Below are 17,477 nucleotides of genomic sequence, written 5' to 3'. Positions count from 1 at the left end.
CCTGCAGGAATGCTCGCCATAAGGGCACATCATCGGGGGAGGTTGGTGCGCCAGAACTCCGGTGTTCTCGGCCCGGGCCCTGCGGCCTCGGCAATGCGGATGTCGGCCATGAACTGCAGAACCGCTGCGCGCAGGGCGTCCTCGACACTCGGCCCGTCGGCAACCACCCGGACAGAACGTACTGCGTCGGGAACGAGGTCGTCCGGAAAACCGGCAGCGGCAAGGCGTTCGAGTACCTTCTGCGCCAGCGCCAGGGCCGGCTGACCGGTGGCGATGCCGTCGAGTACCGATCCCCTGGCCTTCTCCGCCGCCTTCCGGGTCTCCCATTCCTCGAGTTGGGTCTGCAGGTCGATGTCGTTCCCGCTGAGCACACCCTGGGTGCGAGCCGAGATCTTCGTGGTGAAAGCTCGTGCCACATCATCGATGTCGAAGGGGTCACCGGACCGGTCGGCCGCGATCCGGGCGTGGAAGAGCACCTGCAGCAGGATGTCGCCCAATTCCTCGAGAAGGTGGTCGCGGTCGCCGGAATCGATGGCGTCGAGCAGTTCGTAGGTCTCTTCGACGAGGTACCGGCGCAGCGACTCATGCGTCTGCTCCCGCTCCCACGGGCCGTCGCGACGCAGTCGGTCCATCAGCTCGACGGCCGCGAGAAGTTCCCAGCCGCTGGGCCGTTCGGTCACGTGCCACCTGCCGTGCCGGCCGCCGAAGGAACGGCCGCACGCATGTTGACCGAGCCCGGGGTGCGACCGTCGACAACCAGCAGGAGGTCTGCGACCACCTGCACCAACTCGACGTCGCGGACCCGGTCGCTGCCGATGCCGCCGGTACGTGGGATGGGCAGGCCGACCACGCCGGTGGTCGCGCGATAGACCACGCTCGGGTAGATCCGCTTGAGCCGGACCTGTTGGGAATCCATGAGTTTGAGCGGCGCGATCTTGATCTGGCTGCCGGCCACACCCACCTCTTTGACCCCGAGTTCGCGCGCCAGCATCCGCAACTTGGCCACCGACACCAGCCGTGCGACCTCTTCGGGTAGCGGACCGTAACGGTCGACCAGTTCGTCCACCACCCCGCCGATCTCCTCGGCCGAGTCCGCGGCGGCGAACTTGCGGTATGCCTCCAGGCGCAACCGGTCCGAATCGACGTAATCGACCGGGATGTGGGCATCCACCGGCAGATCGATCCGCACCTCGCGGTCTTCCTCGGTCGCGATCGGTCGGCCGTCCGCTGCCGCCCGGTAGGCCTCCACCGCCTCGCCGACGAGTCGCACGTAGAGGTCGAACCCGACCCCCGCGACGTGGCCTGACTGTTCGGCACCCAAAACGTTTCCGGCGCCACGCAATTCGAGGTCCTTGAGGGCGACGGCCATGCCGGCGCCCAATTCGTTGTTCTGCGCGATCGTCGACAACCGCTCGTAGGCGGTCTCGGTGAGCGGCTTGTCGCCGTTGTACAGGAAGTACGCGTAACCGCGTTCGCGGCTGCGACCGACGCGGCCGCGCAACTGGTGCAGCTGCGACAGTCCGAGCACTTCCGCGCGGTCGACGATGAGGGTGTTGGCGTTCGAGATGTCGAGACCGGTCTCGATGATGGTGGTACACACCAGGACGTCGTATTCGCGGTCCCAGAAACCCGTGACCGTGCGCTCGAGAAGGTCCTCGCCCATCTGGCCGTGTGCCACCACGACCCTGGCCTCGGGCACCATCTCCTTGATGGACGCCGCGGTCTTGTCGATGGTGCTCACCCGGTTGTGCACGTAGAACACCTGACCATCACGCAGCAACTCACGCCGGATCGCGGCCGCAACCTGCTTCGCTTGATAGGCACCGACATACGTGAGAACCGGGTGCCGTTCCTCGGGCGGGGTCAGGATGGTCGACATCTCGCGAATGCCGGCCATCGACATCTCCAGCGTTCGCGGAATCGGCGTGGCCGACATGGTCAGCACGTCCACGTGGGTACGCAGCGCCTTGATGTGTTCCTTGTGCTCGACGCCGAAGCGCTGTTCTTCGTCGACCACGACCAGGCCGAGGTCCTTCCACCGCACACCGGAGGCAAGCAATCGGTGGGTGCCGACCACGATGTCGATGCTGCCATCGGCCAGACCGTCGGTGACCTTGCGTGATTCGCGGGTGTCGGTGAAACGTGACAAGCCGGCCACAGTGACCGGGAACCCCGACATGCGTTCGGTGAACGTCTGCAGATGTTGTTGCGCGAGAATGGTTGTGGGCACCAGCACCGCAACCTGCTTGCCACTCTGCACGGCTTTGAAGGCCGCGCGGACGGCGATCTCGGTCTTGCCGTAGCCCACATCACCGACCACCACACGGTCCATCGGGACGGGCCGCTCCATGTCGCCTTTGACCTCGCCGATCACGGTGAGCTGATCGATGGTCTCGGTGAAGCCGAAGGCGTCTTCCATCTCCCGCTGCCACGGGGTGTCGGGTGCAAAAGCGTATCCGGGCGCGGCGTGCCGGGCGGCGTACAGCTGCACCAGTTCGCCGGCGATCTCCCGAACAGCCTTGCGCGCCTTGCGTTTGGTGTTCTGCCAGTCCGACCCACCGAGCTTCGAGAGCGAGGGCGCCTCACCGCCGACGTACCGCGACAGCTGATCGAGCGAGTCCATCGGAACGAACAGTCGGTCGCCGGGATGACCACGCTTGCTCGGTGCGTATTCGATGACCAGGTATTCGCGGCGCGCGCCGCCGATCGTTCGCTCGATCATCTCGACGAACTTGCCGATGCCGTGCTGATCGTGCACCACCATGTCGCCGGCATTCAATGCCAGTGGGTCGACCTGGTTGCGGCGCTTGGCCGGAAGTCGTCGCCCGTCCTGGGCGCCGGTCACCCGCGCACCGGTGAGGTCGGCTTCGGTGGCGACCACCAGGCCCGCATCGGGCAGCACAAGTCCCGAGGTGAGCGCGCCTCGCAGCACCGACACCACGCCGGGCTCGGGAACGGAGCCGGGTTCGGCCAGCCGTGCCGCCACCTCGGCCTCGCCCAGTCGTTCCACCAGGCGCTCGGCTGTTCCGGCGCCGGCCGCGACCACAGCGGCGCGATTACCTGCGCCGATGTGAAGACGCAGGGAGGCAAAGGTTTGGTGAGTTCGTCGCGGTCTCCGCGGGGTGCGGGCCCGGGCGTGACCGCGAGTTCGGTGCCCATTCCCATCGGACTCAACGTCCACCACGGCCGTTCGGCCTCGACGGTTTGCGTGTGGACCTCACCGAGTGACCGGTATGCGCTGGCCTCCAGGTGCAGGATGCCTCCCAGGTCGATCGGGGCGTCGGCCCCGCCACCGGCAGCAGTCCACGACGCCTCGAGGAACTCGGCGCCGGTGCGGGCGAGATCGGAGGCGCGGGTACGAACCTTCTCGGGATCCAGGACCAGCACGTGCGTGCCCGCCGGCATCACCTCGGTGAGCAATTGCATCTGCCCTGGGACAAGTGCGGGGATCAGCGCTTCCATGCCCTCGGTCGCGATCCCGTCGGAGAGCTTGGTGAGCATCTCCACCAGCGGACCGGTCGAACTACGCTCGACATCGTTGCCGGTCCCGGCTATCTCGCCTGCCAGCTCTGCCGCACGAGTCCGGACCCCGGTGGTCAGCAGCAGTTCCCGGCACGGATGGATGTGGACGAGCTTCATGTCCACCTCGGGCTGACTGCGCTGGTCGGCAACCGAAAAGGCACGCTGCTCGGTGATCTCGTCGCCCCAGAACTCCACGCGCACCGGGTAATCGGTGGTGGTCGGGAACACGTCCAGGATGCCGCCGCGCACCGCGAACTCGCCTCGTTTGCCGACCATGTCGACACGGGCGTAGGCGAGTTCGACCAGTTTCTCGATCAATGCATCGAAGTCGACCTCCGCTCCCTCACGCAGGGTGATCGCGTCGAGGTCGCCGAGTCCCGGGGCCATCGGTTGCACCAGCGAACGCACGGTGGTGACCACCACGCTCAGCGGTGGGCCGTAGCTGCTGTCCTCGGGATGCCGGAGGCGATGCAGCACTCGCAGCCGCTGACCGACCGTGTCCGCCGACGGCGACAACCGCTCGTGCGGCAGCGTCTCCCACGACGGGAAGTTGCTGACCCTCTTGCCGATCATGTCGCGGAGCTGGGCCGTGAGCTCATCGGCTTCGCGTCCGGTCGCCGCGACGACGAGCACGGGATCCGGGGAGGCCGCGGCCATGGCCGAGATCAGGAACGGCCGGGCGGCGGGTGGGCCCACCAGCTCCAATTCCGGGGCTCCCAGCTGGGCCACCACTCCGGTCAGGGCCACGTCCGACGCCGCGATCTGCGCCAAACCCGACAGCTGTCCCGTGAAAAATGCAGCAGAGGGCCCAGTCACACGAACAGTTTACGGGTGCGAACAAGGGCCGCCGGGCCGGGACCGTCGTGGACCGGAACGAAACCCGGGCAACACCTTCGTCGCCGGAGACCGGGCAGTTACGCTAGGCCGCATGAAAACCCGCTGGTCGGTGGCCAACCTGCCACGTATGGACGGCAAGCGTGTTGTCGTCACCGGTGCCACGAACGGCATTGGATGGGAAACCGCGCGCGGACTGGCGCGTGTCGGGGCCCAGGTGGTGCTGGCGGTACGCGATCTCGATCGCGGCAAGGAGCGTGCCGAGCAGATCGCCGACGAGACCAGCGGCGCCCGCACCGAGGTCGTCGAACTCGATGTCGCCGATCTGTCCTCGGTCCGTCGCTGCGCTGACGGTCTCGGACCGCTCGACATCCTCGTCAACAATGCCGGCGTGATGGCGTCGGAGCGGCGGACCACCGTCGACGGGTTCGAGATGGCGCTCGGAACCAACTTCCTCGGACCGTTCGCGCTCACCAACCTGTTGCTGCCCCAGATCGCCGAGCGTGTCGTGATCGTCGGATCCACGTCGCACAAGACCGGTGAGATCAACCTGGACGATCCACATTTCGAGCGCCGCACGTGGACACGCCCCACGTCGTACTCCCAGTCCAAATTGGCCGACATGTTGTGGGCGCTCGAACTCGATCGTCGATTGCGCAAGGCTGGTTCGACGATCACCACTGCCATTGCTCACCCGGGGTGGGCCACCACCGGCATCCTCGGGGTCACCGGGATCGCACCTCTGGACAAGGTGATCGAGGCCGCCGGCGCTGTGCTCGCCAATACGCCAGAACAGGGCGCGGCGGTCACGCTGTACGCGATGAATCCCGATGTGCCGTCGGGGGCGTACGTCGGACCCGACGGTCGATTCGGTCTGCGCGGCGATCCGGTTCTGGTCGGGCGCACCCCGAAGGCCTGCGACTTCCGGACCGCCGGCCTGCTGTGGGAGTTCGCAGAGCGCGAGACCGGCACGGAGTTCGGTCTGTGAGTGTGTTGATCCGACCGGCCACCGCGCCGGATTGTGTTGCGGTGGCCGACATCTACCGCCACTACGTCGAGAACACGGTGATCACGTTCGACTACGACTCGCCGTCCGCAGCCGACTGGAAGGCCAAGCGTGCGGATCTGAACGCCCAGCGGATGCCGTTTGTCGTCGCCTCGGACGAGACCGGCGCGGTGGTCGGGTTCGCGTACGTGGCGCAGTATCGCGTCAAACAGGCGTACGCCTGGACGGTGGAGAACACCATCTATCTCAGCGCCGACCACACCGGGAAGGGCTATGGAACCGCGTTGATGAACGGGCTGCTCGACGCGGTGCGATCGACATCGATCCGACGGATCGTCGCGGTGATCGCCGACGTGCCCGGTACGGGCTCCATCGCACTGCACACCAAGGCCGGTTTCTACGACGTCGGCAGGTTGCGGCGGATCGGCTACAAACACGGCGCGTGGGTCGATTGCGTGCAGATGCAGCTGGACGTGAACGAATCGGACGATCCACCTACCTGAATACCCAGCGCCGGGATTAAACGGACCGCGGTCCGCGTTGATAGTGTCATGTCTGTGTCGCGCATGCCCGCCTTGTTCCTCAGCCACGGTGCGCCGCCGTTGGTGAATGACACCCGGTGGGTCTGCGAACTCCGTGCGTGGTCCGGCGATCTGCCCAGGCCGTCGGCGATCCTGATCGTCTCGGCGCACTGGGAGTCCGCTCCGCTGACCATCGGTTCGACCGATCCCACCGTGCCGCTGACCTACGACTTCGGCGGTTTCCCCGAGCACTACTATCGCGCACGCTACGACGCACCCGGGGCCGTCGACCTCGCCGGCCAGGTCGCCGCGCTGATGCCCGACGGACAAGCAGTCCACCACGACACCGACCGCCGACTCGACCACGGCGCCTATGTGCCGCTGACCGTGATGTACCCGGAGGCGCAGATCCCGGTCTTGCAGGTGTCGCTGCCGACACTCGACCCCGAGAAGTTGCTCGACCTCGGCCGGCGACTGCGCCCGTTGCGCGACCAGGGCGTCCTCATCATCGGGTCCGGGTTCACCACACACGGGCTGCCGTTCCTGCGCGACCCACGCCCCGACGCCCCTGCACCCACCTGGTCGAAGGAGTACGACAGTTGGGCCGCAGAACGATTCGCCGCGGGTGACGTGGAGTCACTGGTGCGTTTTCGGACCGAGGCGCCGGGCATGCCGTACGCCCATCCGACGGTCGAGCACTGGTCGCCGCTGTTCGTGGCACTGGGCGCGAGCGACGACCCGGAGCAGCAGGGTCAGCAGATCATCGACGGATTCTGGATGGGCCTGAGCAAACGGAGCCTGCAGCTGAGCTGACGAGTCGGTCCTCGACAGCAGCCTGGGGGCTACCCCTTCTCGGTGTAGTCCGGACCGACGAGATGTGGGTCGGATTCCAAGTGCGACAACCCGTTCCAGCAGAGGTTCACCAGGTGGGCGGCCACCACCTCCTTGGACGGCTCACGGACGTCGAGCCACCACTGGGCCGTTACGGTCACCATTCCCACGAGGGCCTGTGCGTACAGCGGCGCCAGTGCCGGGTCGCGGTCGCGGCGCTGAAAATCACTGGCCAGCAGGTGCTCGACCTGGCTGATGGCGTCGGTCAGCAAGCTCGAGTACTTACCGGTCTCGCCCGCTGTGGGGGTACCGCGCACCAGGATCCGGAATCCCTCGGTGCGGTCTTCCATATAGGTCAGCAAGGCCAAGGCCACCTGCTGGATCCGGAACCTCGACCGGTTCTGGGTGAGCGAGGAGGTGATCATCCCCAACAGGGTTTCCATCTCGCGGTCCACCACCACGGCGTAGAGACCCTCTTTGCCGCCGAAATGTTCATACACAACAGGTTTGGAGACGCCTGCGCGCTGAGCGATCTCCTCGACAGAGGTCGAGTCGAAACCGCGCTCGGCGAACAGCCCACGGGCCACCTCGATCAGCTGGTGGCGCCGCTGCGTTCCCGTCATGCGGGCTCGCGGGGCGCGTTGCACCTTCTCGTCGTGTGCGGTGGGACGGTCGACGGTCACCTCGGTCCCTCCTATTCACGTGCCGACCCTGCGTGTGGCCCACAATATAGGCCGTATGCGCCCCGCGCCGAGAATCGTCGTTCTGTCGAGTTGTCGCCACTCGGCCCCGCGTAGCCGCGGTGAGAGATCCGCTACGCGGCCTGACCCACGACGGCGTCGACCACGATCTTGGGCATGCTCGAGTTCAACAACCCTTCGCGCACGAAACCGACATGTTCCGGGTTCTTGCGAACGATGTCGGCGACGACCTGCGCGTACCCCGGAAGACGGACGGCCTTCTCGACGACCTCGCCGAACACGTCGCCGACGTAGAACCGGTTGTGCTCCGCGCCGAGGATCAGCAGACGGGTGAGAAGGAGCTCTCGGGTAGCCAGATCGTCGACTGCATGAAAGGCGGCCCTAATGAAGTCGGCGAGCTTATCGCAGAACGACCACGGGTGGTCGCCGGCCGCGAAGCCGTCGAAGTAGACGAGAATTTGTCTAAACTCGGCCGGCGCGTCCCGAGCGAGCGCTTTCACCACTGCCACGGGCAACGGCACCAGGAACTGCAGGTACAGCTTTGAGTCCGTGGGGTTCTTCATGAACACCTCTGCGAGCTTCTTGACGGTCGACGATCCGCCGCCGGCGACAACCAGCTCGATGAGTTCCTTGGCCTGAACGCCCGGCGGCGACAAGAGGGTCGAGTCGGCGTTCACCTGATCGAACGCAGCCGCCAGTTCACCCGCATCCTCGAATCGCCTTGCCGGATCCCTCGCGAGGCACTTGTGCAGGATGTGCTGGAACTCCGGCGGCACCTTGCTGATGTCGGGCGCGAACGGCCGCTCGCCGGTGAAGAGTTCGTACAACATGCGGCCCAACGAGAAGACATCAGCTGTCGGACCGACGGAATGAGCATCTGAAATCTGCTCCGGCGCGACGTAGGCCCATGTGCCCATGCCCAGATGGGACTGAGTGAGGCTCGTGCTTTCACTAGTCAGGCGCAGACCGAGACCGAAGTCAGCGAGACGAGGCTGGCCCCTGTAAAACAGGACGTTCTCAGGTTTGAGATCACGGTGCAAGACACCCTCACGGTGGGCGTACGCCATGCCCTGCAAGATCTGCGAGAACACCCGACTGATCTGTTCCTTCGGCAACCCCGTCGGGTTGCCGACCAACAGATCCCGCAACGAGTGGTCCGCCCACTCCATCGCGTACCACGGACCACGATCAGGGCAGGTGTTCGAATCGAGAACGCTGACGAGATTCGGGTGTGCCAGCGTTGTCTGGCAACGAATCTCGCGCTGGAAGCGGGCCGCCGTAGTCGCCGGATCGGCGTCGTTGGGATCAGGCTTCATGAACTTGATCGCGACCTTCCGACCGCTCTCGGACTCGGCCTCCCAGATGACGCCATAGCCGTTGAACCGGCTGTCGAGCTGCTTCAAGAGTGTGTAACGCATGTCTGTGTTCCTTCATCGGGCGCCTCGGAGACCCAGGGTTTCATTGATCGAGGCGGCCGCACCGATGAAGGCACACATCCATTGCACGAACACGCAACGTGTATACACTCGTGGTGCGACCCAAATTAATAGCCACGGATTGGTCCGCGTGAGTCTCGGGACTGCTGAACCGGCAAGTTTGCGCAGTTCCGAGACTCGATCTCTCAGAATGGTGGCTCGTCGTCCCCCTCGTCGTTGATGGATGGCAGGCGCTGCGGCATCGTCACGACTCCGCCCGAACCCCACCCGTCGGGTTCCGCGAGACGTCGCGCGTCGTACATACGGTCAGAATCATCCTCGCCCAGCAGCCCGAAGTCGTCACCGTCGGCGTCCGAACCACCGTCCGCGTAACTCGCCAGGGCATACTTCCCCCGCTGGTCCGTGCGGACAAGTTCGTCTGTCGACACCATGCGGGCCATCGCCGCCCGAATCACGTTCATGGGGTCCTTCGAATCTGTAGACCACCCCGCGCGCCGCACCAGGTGATACGCCTCCGAGATACTCAGCGTTGGTCCGTGCTTCTGGAAGACCTCCAGCAACATGGCGCTGGTCGACGGCGCGGCCGAGCTGTCGACGTCATCCTCGGCGAGGGCCTTCAGTGCTCGACCGACGCGTTTCATCTCCACACCAAGCCACGCCTCGTAGGCGCGTAGGTCTGCGACGATCTCGTCGATCTTGCTTTCAGGCATGGCGCAATCGTAGCACCGCACCCGGACTTTCCAACGGAACGTGTCAAGTGGCGAACCCGCTACGTCCACTAGAAGCCTGCTACTAACCGCCAAGGGTCGCTTCTAGGTCAACATCGGTTGAATGGAAACCAATGGTCAGGGGGTTTTGGCACTGCAGTCCAAAGCAAAATGTGATTTCAGTCACATCGAGCAGTTTGAGCGCTGTTTTCAGATCGGAAAAGTATCAGAAGTTTCGTAGTAGGCGAAAAAAAACGTTGGAAGTGCAGCGGTTGCTACATCGCGCAAGAACGCTTTTGCAGAGACAACAAGGGCAGTCAGTAGCGCACGGATATCGCACGGTGCCATCGCGAAGATCAAAGGAACTCGATGAGCTACAAAAGATTGCTCCGCCACCAGGACTCGAACCTAGAATGCCTGAACCAAAATCAGGAGTGTTGCCGATTACACCATGGCGGATTGCGCTCACGATTGTGCCACGCGTCCGAACCCCGAGCGCAACAGGTCCGGACTGCGCACAGCTCAGTCCTTGGGGCCGCCTGCGACGTAGATCACCTGTCCGGACACGAAACCGGCACCTTCGCTGACGAAGAACGAGGCCGTGTGGGCGATGTCATCGGGCACACCGGTCCGCGCGACCGGGATCTGCGAAGCAGCGGCCTTCTTGAAGTCCTCGAAGGGAACGCCGACGCGTTCGGCCGTGGCCGCGGTCATCTCGGTCTCGATGAACCCGGGGGCGATGGCATTGGCGGTGACGCCGAACTTGCCCAACTCGATGGCCAGGGTCTTGGTGAACCCCTGCATGCCCGCCTTGGCGGCCGAGTAGTTGACCTGGCCACGGTTGCCCTGGGCCGAGGTGCTCGAGAGGTTCACGATCCGGCCGAATTTGGCGCCGACCATGTGCTGCTGCACCGCACGCGACATCAGGAAAGCACCGCGCAAGTGCACGTTCATGACCGCGTCCCAGTCCGAGACGGGCATCTTGAAGAGCAGGTTGTCGCGGGTGATGCCGGCGTTGTTGATCAGGACGGTCGGGGCACCGAGTTCGCTCGCGACACGTTCGACCGCGGCGGCCACCGAGTCCTCGTCGGAGACATCGGCGCCCACGGCCAGGGCTTTGCCGCCGGCGTCGGTGATCGCCCTGACGGTGTCGGCACAACTGCCCTCGTCGAGGTCCAGCACCGCCACCGCCAGGCCGTCGGAGGCCAGACGCTTGGCCACCGCCGCGCCGATGCCGCGGGCCGCTCCGGTCACGATCGCCGTTCTCTGTTCGCTCACAAACAACTCCTTGTCGAAGAAACCTGATTCGTCTACCCGGCCGGCCCGAACCATCACTGCGCTGCCCGGTCGATACTCACCCAGTTGTATCAAGACCCCTCCGAAGGTGCGTAGGATCGGGCCGTTCCCCCGCTTCCAACCGCATGGGAGTTCTATGTCCGCGGCCCCCGCATCCGCGCCTTCGTCGTCCGGACCGACCGCAGTTCTGGTTCTCGCCGCAGGCGCAGGCACCCGGATGAAGTCCGCGACCCCGAAAGTCCTGCACACCATCGCCGGCCGCACGCTGCTGTCCCACGCGTTGCACGCCGCAGACGACATCGCTCCCGACCACCTGGTGGTCGTCGTCGGCCACGACCGCACCCGGGTCGAGACCGCGTGCTCGGAGATCGCCACCACGTTGGGCCGCCAGGTGGTGACGGCGGTGCAGGAGCAGCAGAACGGCACCGGTGACGCCGTGCGCGCCGGACTGTCGGCGTTGCCCGACGGCTTCGACGGCACCGTGCTGGTGACCGCGGCGGATGTCCCCCTGCTCGACGGACCGACACTTCATGCGCTGATCAGCGACCACACCGCGTCGCCCCGTGCCGCGGTGACAGTGCTCACGTCCACAGCCGAAGACCCCACCGGGTACGGCCGGGTTCTGCGAACCCAGGACGGTGCGGTCACGGCGATCGTCGAACAGAAGGACGCCACGGAGCAGCAACGGGAGATCACCGAGGTCAACTCGGGCGTCTACGCCTTCGACGCGCAGACCCTGATGGGGGCCCTGGCTGAGTTGTCCCCCGACAACGCACAGCACGAGCTGTACCTCACCGATGTCATCGAGATCGCCAACCGGCATTCTAAAGTGGTGCGCGCCAAGCACATCGACGACGCCGCCCTGGTCGCCGGCTGCAACGACAGGCTGCAACTGTCCACCCTGGGCGCCGAACTCAATCGCCGGGTTCTCGCCCGCCACATGCTGGCCGGCGTCACGATCATCGATCCGGGTACCACCTGGATCGACGTCGACGTGACGATCGAGCCGGACGTCACCATCGCGCCCGGCACCCAACTGCTCGGAACCACCGACGTCGCGACCGGGGCACAGATCGGGCCCGACAGCACTCTTGCGAACGTGACCGTGGGGGCCGGCGCGTCGATCATCCGAACCCACGCGACCGACGCGGTGGTGGGCGCCGACACACAGGTCGGCCCCTTCGCCTACCTGCGACCCGGCAGCGTGCTGGGTGACGGCGGCAAGATCGGAACCTTCGTCGAGACCAAGAACGCCGACATCGGGCCCGGCGCCAAGGTGCCCCACCTGACCTATGTGGGCGACGCCACCATCGGCGAGGGCACCAACATCGGCGCCTCGAGCGTGTTTGTGAACTACGACGGTGTGAACAAGAACCGGACCGTCGTCGGCTCACACTGCCGCACCGGGTCCGACACGATGTTCGTCGCACCGGTCAACGTCGGTGATGGCGCCTACACCGGAGCGGGTACCGTCTTGACGCAGGATGTGCCCGCGGGCGCCTTGGCGATCTCCGGTGGCAAACAACGAAACATCGACGGTTGGGTGCAAGCCAAACGGCCCGGCACGCCCGCAGCCCGGGCGGCTGCCGACGCACTCACCGTCGCCGATCACGTGCAACAAGAAAGTGAAGATCAGTGACCTGGACCACCACCGACAACCAGAAGAGCCTCATGCTGTTCTCTGGTCGTGCACATCCCGAGCTGGCCGACGCGGTCGCCCGGGAACTCGACATCAAGGTCACCCCGCAAACCGCCAGAGACTTCGCCAACGGTGAGATCTTCGTGCGTTTCGAGGAGTCGGTCCGTGGCTCGGATGCTTTTGTGCTCCAGAGCTGCCCGTATCCCTTGAACAAGCACCTGATGGAACAGCTGATCATGATCGACGCCCTCAAGCGTGGGTCGGCCAAGCGCATCACCGCCATCCTGCCGTTCTACCCGTATGCGCGTCAGGACAAGAAACATCGTGGGCGCGAACCCATTTCGGCTCGTCTGGTGGCCGATCTGCTGAAGACCGCGGGCGCCGACCGCATCATCACGGTCGACCTGCACACCGACCAGATCCAAGGGTTCTTCGACGGACCGGTCGACCACATGCACGCGCAGGGTCAGCTGTCGGAGTACGTCAAGAACAAGTACGGCACCAAACACATCACCGTGGTCTCCCCCGACTCCGGACGTGTCCGCGTCGCCGAGAAGTGGGCCGACTCGCTCGACGGTGCCCCGCTGGCCTTCATCCACAAGACACGCGACCCCCTGGTGCCCAACCAGGTGAAGTCCAACCGTGTGGTCGGTGACGTCTCGGGACGCACCTGCGTGCTGATCGACGACATGATCGACACCGGCGGCACCATCGCCGGCGCGGTCCAGGTCCTCAAGGACGCCGGCGCAGGCGACGTGATCATCGCGACCACACACGGCGTCTTCTCCGACCCCGCTGCCGAGCGACTCGCCAACTGCGGAGCCCGTGAGGTCATCGCCACCGACACGTTGCCGATCGGGCCGGAAAAGCAGTTCGACAGCCTCACCGTGCTGTCGATCGCGCCGCTGCTGGGCCGCACCATCCGTGAGGTGTTCGAAAACGGTTCGGTGACAAGCCTGTTCAACGGAAGCGCGTAGGCACTCCGGTGGCGACCATCTACCACAACCCCAAGTGCTCGACGTCGCGCAAGGCATTGCAGCGTATGCGCGACGGCGGGGTCGAGCCGACGATCGTCAAATATCTGGAGACACCGCCGAGCCGTGTCGCCCTGGAGAAGATGATCGCCGACGCCGGCATCGAGGTCCGTCAGGCAGTTCGCAAGCGCGAGTCCCTGTACAACGAACTCGATCTCGCCGACGCGACCGATGACGAGTTGCTGGATGCGATGGCCACCAACCCGATCCTCATCGAGCGGCCGTTTGTGGTGACCGACAAGGGCACGCGGCTCGCGCGTCCGGTCGAATCGATCGACGACATCCTCTGAGAAGAGAGCCGGCCGCCTAACCGCCGAACGGCGCGATGGCGGTCAGGGTGGGCTTCGGTAGCGGTCGCTGCAGACGCGGCACGGCGATGGCGGCCAGGCCGCGAAGTACGCCCTTTGTCATGTCGAAGAAGTCGAAGTAGTCGCGCCAGACGGTGATCAGGCCATCCACGATCTCGAACCGGCCACAGACCCAGAACTGCATCGAGAACCTGCCGAAGGTGAGTTCGTCGATGCGTTCGGTCAGCACCACGGGACCGTCGGTGGTGACGTTGATGAACTGCACGCCGAAGCCCGCGCGAGGGTTCTCCATCACCTTGAAGAGCTTGGCGACGCGGGACTTGCCGCGGATCGTCGAGACGCCCACGTTGGTGTAGTCGATGTCGGGGTGAACCAGCTCCATCGCGGCGCCGAGGTCGCCGAGGGCGAGCAGTTCGAGGAACGACCGGGCGATCTCCGCCTCAGATCTGTCGGTCTCTGTGTCGAAATCGTCTGTCATACCGGCGACGCTACCCGCCGGTGGCGCGGCGTGGTCGCCGAAGTCGGCGAGCCGGTCACAGCGCCGCCCATCAGCGCGAATCGGAGCCACGGCACGGGTGCGGTATAGTCTGACCCGTTGTCTCGGCGAGGGTGATCTCGATTGTCACCGTGATCGGCGCGGCGTGGTTCTCCCCCTTCGGGTGCACTGTGGCTGTCTGTCGATGTTGTCGTGACCCACAGACCCACCACCCGTAACACCGAGGAGAACACCCATCATGGCCACTGCCAATCAGGCCAGCAATCTGAGCGTTTCGATCCGCACCGAGAGCGGCAAGGGCGCAGCCCGTCGCACCCGTCGCGCAGGCAACGTGCCCGCCGTGCTCTACGGCCACGGCACCGAGCCCAGGCACCTCACCATCCCGGCCCGTGAGTTCGCCGCGATCCTGCGTAACAACGGTCTCAACGCCGTCATCGACCTCGACATCGAGGGCGAGACCCAGCTGGCACTGACCAAGCAGGTCGACGTGCACCCGATCCGCAACTACATCGAGCACGCCGACCTCGTCGTGATCAACCGCGGCGAGAAGGTCACCGTCGAGGTCGCGATCGTTGTCGAGGGCGACGCCGCCCCCGGCAACCTGGTCACCCAGGACGCCAGCGTCATCGAGATCGAGGCCGACGTGCTGTCGATCCCCGAGCAGATCGTCGTGTCGGTCGAGGGCAAGGAAGCCGGATACTCGATCAGCGCGGCCGAGCTCGAGCTGCCCGAGGGCGTCACGCTGATCTCCGATCCCGAGACGCTGATCATCGCCGTCAACGAGGCTCAGAAGGCCGAGACCGAGTCGGACACCGACGCTTCCGAGCCGGCCGAGACCGATTCCGCCGCCGCCGAGGGCGACTCCGCCGGCGAGTAGTCAGCGCCGCAAGGATTCCGCCGTCTCCGGCCCGCGCACTTCGGTGTCGCGGGCCGGAGTCGTCTGCGGCGCCGGTCTCGACGAGGCGCCTGCCGACGTTCCCAGCAGCTTGATGGTCACTCCCGCCGCGCTGACCACGACGCCGGTCACCTCCCACACCCCGAGCTGATCGCCGAACATCGGCCAGGCGATCACCATGGTGGTGGGCGGCACGAGCAGCAGCAGGGTGCTCAGGTGCATCGGTCCGGCCTCCCGATTGACCCACAGGTAGGCACCCCAGCCGCCGAACGTCGCAAAGACAACGGCCCATCCCAGCGACCACGCGAAGTCGAACGTCATCGGCGGAATCACCTCCCCGACAGCCACATTCACAGCCCAGAAGATGACGGCACCCACGACGCACTGCACGGCCAGGGCGGCCGCCATCGGCTCGGGCGGCCGCAGTCGCCGCTCGGTGAGTGTGGCCGCGACCAGGGCGAGCATCCCGAACGTGCACAGCAGGTAAGCCCACCAGGGAACGCCGCCGGCGTGCATCTTGCCCCCGACCACAAGTCCGACACCCGCTATGCCGACGGCCAGGCCCAGCCACTCACGGGCTCCTATCCGCTGACCGAGCACGGGCACCGCACACGCCGCCACCACCAACGGCTGCAGTGAACAGATCAATGCGGTGATGCCGGGACTCAGCCCCGCACCCACCGAGGCGCTGATCGCCCCCAGGTACAGACCCTGCATCACGATCGCCAGGCCCACCTGTCGCACCACGCCTGCGCGGGTGATGCGCAGCCGCCTCACCTCACAGAATCCGATCAGCAGGATGGCAGCAACCGCGAACCGGCAGCTGAGCAGCATGTGCCAGGAGGAGTAGCGGGCGGCGAGCTCTGCTCCGAGATAACCCGAGCTCCACGTGAGCACCAGAACCGTCGAGGCTTTGATCATGCCGACAGGTAAACACACCGGTCGGTATACTTGCAGTGTACCGAGCCACCGACCGAGGAGATCCATGACCGTTCCCGCTGTCCTCGACGTACCGACCGAGGCGCCCATGACCCCGGCAGCCGAGCGAATCCTCGACGCCGCAGGGACCTTGTTCTACACCCACGGCATCCGAGCGGTCGGTGTCGACTCGATCGCGGAGGCCGCCGGCACCACCAAGAAGACGATCTACGACCGGTTCGGATCCAAGGACGGACTGATCGTCGCGTATCTACATCGCCGAAGTCTGCGGTGGCGCAGCCTCGTGCTCGACTTCATCCGTCCCCTTCCGGTGGGGCGCGCACAGGCCCTGGCCGTGTTCGACGCCACCGACGAATGGATGGCGTCGTGGGTGCGCGGCTGCGGCTTCATCAATGCGTATGCCGAACTCGGCGGAACCGACCATCCCGGTGTCGAGATCATCGTCGAGGAGAAGGCGTGGGTGCGTGACCTGTTCGCGCACACATGTACCGCAGCCGGCTATCCCGAGCCCCATTTCCTCGCCGGCCAGTTGACGTTGTTGCACGAGGGCAGCATCGTCGCCCGGACCGCGGGGGCACAGGACGATGCATCACGGGTTGCGAAGCTGACCGCGCAGGTGCTGCTGGACGCTCCGGTGGGCGAACCGTCGTGATGGGCGCGGATGACAGAATGAGCGCGTGACCGAGAGCATCGTGATTGTCGGCCTGGGCAATCCGGGCACCCGCTACGAGAAGACCCGCCACAACGTCGGGGCGATGGCGGTACAACACGTGGCGCACAAGCTCGGCGAAAAGTTCAAGGTACACAAGAAGTCCGGGGCCCAGATCGCGGTCGGACGGTTGGCAGACACTCCCGTTGTCCTGGCCGTCCCGACGTGCTTCATGAACGAATCAGGCCGCCAGGTCGGGCCGTTGGCGGCCTTCTATTCCGCAGGTCCGCAGTTTTCGGGACCACACACACTCGTGGTGGTCCACGACGAATTGGACATCGACTTCGGAGCGGTCCGCCTGAAGCAGGGTGGCGGCGAAGGTGGCCACAACGGCCTTCGCTCCATCTCGCAGGCCGTGGGCAGCAAGGACTACCTCCGGGTCCGGCTCGGAGTCGGCCGACCACCCGGTCGTCAGGATCCCGCCGACTTCGTCCTCAAGCCGTTCTCGACGTCCGAACGCACCGAGGTGCCACTGCTGCTGGAGAACGCGTCCGACGCGATCGAATTGCTGATCTCGAACACCCTGGAAGACGCTCAGAACCGCGTGCACGCGTGGTGAGCTGACAACCGCGCCGTCGCGTTGGAGAAGCTCGATTTGTGAGG

16 protein-coding genes, 1 tRNA gene and 1 pseudogene are annotated in these 17,477 nt (G+C 65.5%); 9 read left to right on the top strand and 9 right to left on the bottom strand.

The annotated features are described in order from the left end of the window. Nucleotides 1-29: 29 nt before the first annotated feature. On the bottom strand, nucleotides 30-680 hold the full coding sequence (locus W823_RS54555) for a MazG family protein (protein ID WP_023962946.1): 651 nt from the start codon (nucleotides 678-680) through the stop codon (nucleotides 30-32). Beyond that, nucleotides 677-4,269 (bottom strand): annotated as a pseudogene (mfd, locus tag W823_RS54550) (transcription-repair coupling factor). Before mfd ends, W823_RS54555 begins: the two are co-directional and overlap by 4 nt. Nucleotides 4,270-4,450: 181 nt before the next feature. On the opposite strand from mfd, the gene W823_RS54545 reads away from it, so the two are divergent. The 3 genes from W823_RS54545 to W823_RS54535 are packed head-to-tail and all read left to right on the top strand — an operon-like array spanning nucleotide 4,451 to nucleotide 6,696. Next, on the top strand, nucleotides 4,451-5,344 hold the full coding sequence (locus W823_RS54545) for an oxidoreductase (RefSeq protein ID WP_023962944.1): 894 nt from the start codon (nucleotides 4,451-4,453) through the stop codon (nucleotides 5,342-5,344). After that, nucleotides 5,341-5,865: a GNAT family N-acetyltransferase gene (locus W823_RS54540; RefSeq protein ID WP_023962942.1), complete on the top strand. Its 525-nt coding sequence runs from the start codon at nucleotides 5,341-5,343 to the stop codon at nucleotides 5,863-5,865. The genes W823_RS54545 and W823_RS54540 overlap by 4 nt, the downstream gene beginning before the upstream one ends. A 48-nt stretch (nucleotides 5,866-5,913) precedes the next feature. Further along, the gene (locus tag W823_RS54535; protein WP_023962940.1) at nucleotides 5,914-6,696 is read left to right on the top strand and encodes a dioxygenase; all 783 of its coding nucleotides are present in this window, start codon (nucleotides 5,914-5,916) and stop codon (nucleotides 6,694-6,696) included. Between the two features lie 29 nt (nucleotides 6,697-6,725). Here W823_RS54535 and W823_RS54530 read toward each other — a convergent pair whose 3' ends face one another. The 5 genes from W823_RS54530 to W823_RS54510 all read right to left on the bottom strand — a co-directional run bounded on the left by W823_RS54530 (nucleotide 6,726) and on the right by W823_RS54510 (nucleotide 10,890). Next, on the bottom strand, nucleotides 6,726-7,397 hold the full coding sequence (locus W823_RS54530) for a TetR/AcrR family transcriptional regulator (RefSeq protein WP_023962938.1): 672 nt from the start codon (nucleotides 7,395-7,397) through the stop codon (nucleotides 6,726-6,728). Between the two features lie 131 nt (nucleotides 7,398-7,528). After that, entirely contained in the window at nucleotides 7,529-8,833 is a 1,305-nt protein-coding gene (locus tag W823_RS56960) for a serine/threonine-protein kinase (protein ID WP_023962936.1), read from the bottom strand. 203 nt (nucleotides 8,834-9,036) lie between these two features. Further along, nucleotides 9,037-9,561 carry a hypothetical protein gene (locus tag W823_RS54520; protein ID WP_023962934.1) on the bottom strand — a complete coding sequence of 175 codons (525 nt, stop codon included), beginning with the start codon at nucleotides 9,559-9,561 and terminating at the stop codon, nucleotides 9,037-9,039. A gap of 384 nt (nucleotides 9,562-9,945) precedes the next feature. After that, nucleotides 9,946-10,017: transfer RNA gene (locus W823_RS54515), tRNA-Gln, on the bottom strand. A 63-nt stretch (nucleotides 10,018-10,080) separates the two neighbouring features. Beyond that, on the bottom strand, nucleotides 10,081-10,890 hold the full coding sequence (locus W823_RS54510) for an SDR family oxidoreductase (RefSeq protein WP_023962932.1): 810 nt from the start codon (nucleotides 10,888-10,890) through the stop codon (nucleotides 10,081-10,083). Nucleotides 10,891-10,990: 100 nt separating this feature from the next. Here W823_RS54510 and glmU point away from each other — a divergent pair, with 100 nt between their 5' ends. Genes glmU through arsC form a run of 3 tightly spaced genes read left to right on the top strand, consistent with a single transcriptional unit; the run spans nucleotide 10,991 to nucleotide 13,817 of the window. Continuing rightward, on the top strand, nucleotides 10,991-12,493 hold the full coding sequence (glmU, locus tag W823_RS54505) for a bifunctional UDP-N-acetylglucosamine diphosphorylase/glucosamine-1-phosphate N-acetyltransferase GlmU (protein WP_023962930.1): 1,503 nt from the start codon (nucleotides 10,991-10,993) through the stop codon (nucleotides 12,491-12,493). Continuing rightward, the gene (locus W823_RS54500; protein WP_023962927.1) at nucleotides 12,490-13,470 is read left to right on the top strand and encodes a ribose-phosphate diphosphokinase; all 981 of its coding nucleotides are present in this window, start codon (nucleotides 12,490-12,492) and stop codon (nucleotides 13,468-13,470) included. Before glmU ends, W823_RS54500 begins: the two co-directional genes overlap by 4 nt. 8 nt (nucleotides 13,471-13,478) lie before the next feature. Next, nucleotides 13,479-13,817 (top strand): arsenate reductase (glutaredoxin), encoded by a 339-nt coding sequence (gene arsC, locus W823_RS54495; protein WP_023962926.1) that lies wholly within the window; start codon nucleotides 13,479-13,481, stop codon nucleotides 13,815-13,817. Nucleotides 13,818-13,833: 16 nt separating this feature from the next. On the opposite strand, the gene W823_RS54490 is transcribed toward arsC, so the two are convergent. Beyond that, nucleotides 13,834-14,313, bottom strand: coding sequence for a limonene-1,2-epoxide hydrolase family protein (locus W823_RS54490; protein WP_038254654.1), 480 nt, complete (start codon nucleotides 14,311-14,313; stop codon nucleotides 13,834-13,836). Between the two features lie 256 nt (nucleotides 14,314-14,569). Between W823_RS54490 and W823_RS54485 the strand changes: the two genes are divergently transcribed. Further along, nucleotides 14,570-15,208, top strand: a complete 639-nt coding sequence (locus W823_RS54485) for a 50S ribosomal protein L25/general stress protein Ctc (protein WP_023962919.1) — start codon at nucleotides 14,570-14,572, stop codon at nucleotides 15,206-15,208. Here the strand turns inward: W823_RS54485 and W823_RS54480 are convergent, their stop codons facing one another. Next, nucleotides 15,209-16,147 (bottom strand): DMT family transporter, encoded by a 939-nt coding sequence (locus W823_RS54480; protein WP_161634049.1) that lies wholly within the window; start codon nucleotides 16,145-16,147, stop codon nucleotides 15,209-15,211. It lies immediately after the preceding gene. Nucleotides 16,148-16,211: 64 nt separating this feature from the next. On the opposite strand from W823_RS54480, the gene W823_RS54475 reads away from it, so the two are divergent. Together W823_RS54475 and pth are read left to right on the top strand one after the other, a co-directional pair. After that, nucleotides 16,212-16,817, top strand: coding sequence for a TetR/AcrR family transcriptional regulator (locus tag W823_RS54475; protein WP_023962915.1), 606 nt, complete (start codon nucleotides 16,212-16,214; stop codon nucleotides 16,815-16,817). Between the two features lie 25 nt (nucleotides 16,818-16,842). Continuing rightward, nucleotides 16,843-17,433: an aminoacyl-tRNA hydrolase gene (gene pth, locus W823_RS54470; RefSeq protein ID WP_023962913.1), complete on the top strand. Its 591-nt coding sequence runs from the start codon at nucleotides 16,843-16,845 to the stop codon at nucleotides 17,431-17,433. Nucleotides 17,434-17,477 lie beyond the last annotated feature (44 nt).

Source organism: Williamsia sp. D3 (assembly GCF_000506245.1).
Taxonomy (GTDB): domain Bacteria; phylum Actinomycetota; class Actinomycetes; order Mycobacteriales; family Mycobacteriaceae; genus Williamsia; species Williamsia muralis.
Note: the sequence above shows the minus strand (reverse complement) of the source record. Positions and strands in the feature narration are given on the sequence as shown.